This is a genomic window from Streptomyces mexicanus, from assembly GCF_902506575.1.
GTDB lineage: Bacteria > Actinomycetota > Actinomycetes > Streptomycetales > Streptomycetaceae > Streptomyces > Streptomyces mexicanus.
Window position 1 is genome coordinate 1 of sequence record NZ_LR732612.1, and the last position, 818, is coordinate 818.

Genomic DNA, 818 nt, shown 5'->3' on the forward strand with positions numbered 1-818 from the left:
CGACCCCCCCCCCCCGCACCCGGCGGCGCGCCCGCCCCCGGAACCCGGCGCGGCCCAGGATCGTCGAGTCGCCCCGCCCGCCGCGCACGCCCCGACGGGCCGGGCCCGTCCGCCGAGAGCAGTGTCCTGAACCCGCCCCGAGGAGTGCCATGTGCCGGTCCGTCGACGTCAAGCAGGCGGTGCTCGCCCGCAACGACGACCTCGCCCACGCCCTGCGCGCCGACCTCGCCGGGCAGGGCGTGGCGATGGTCAACCTGCTCTCCAGCCCCGGCAGCGGCAAGACCGAACTCCTCGGCCTCGTCCTGGCCCGCGCGGTCGCACGGGGGGTGCCGGTGGCCGCGCTGACCGCCGACCTGGCCACCGAGAACGACGCCCGCCGGCTGGCCCGCTCCGGCGCCCCCGTCCAGCAGGTGCTCACCGACGGGCTGTGCCACCTGGAGGCCCGCCAGCTGCGCACCCGGCTCGCGGGCCTGCTGCCCGAGGACGCCGCCGTGCTGTTCGTGGAGAACGTCGGCAACCTCGTCTGCCCCGGCTCCTACGACCTCGGCGAAACCCTGCGGATCGTGCTGATGGCGGTCACCGAGGGCGAGGACAAACCCCTGAAGTACCCCACCGCGTTCGGCTCCGCCCACCTCGTCGTGGCCACCAAGACCGACCTCGCCGACGCGGCCGGCTTCGACGAGGACACCTTCCGGGCCAACGTGCACCGGGTCAACCCGGGTGTGGAGATCGTCCGCACCTGCGCCCGCACCGGCGACGGCGTCGACACCGTCCTGGACCGCGTCCTCGCCGCGCGCGACACGGGCCCGGCCCACCAC

The 818-nt window shown here is 76.0% G+C and carries 1 protein-coding gene; it reads left to right on the forward strand.

Annotated elements, in window-relative coordinates:
* Positions 1-149 precede the first annotated feature (149 nt).
* Positions 150-818: hydrogenase nickel incorporation protein HypB (hypB, locus tag GV126_RS33345; RefSeq protein ID WP_159674832.1), on the forward strand; the 669-nt coding region annotated here is incomplete at its 3' end.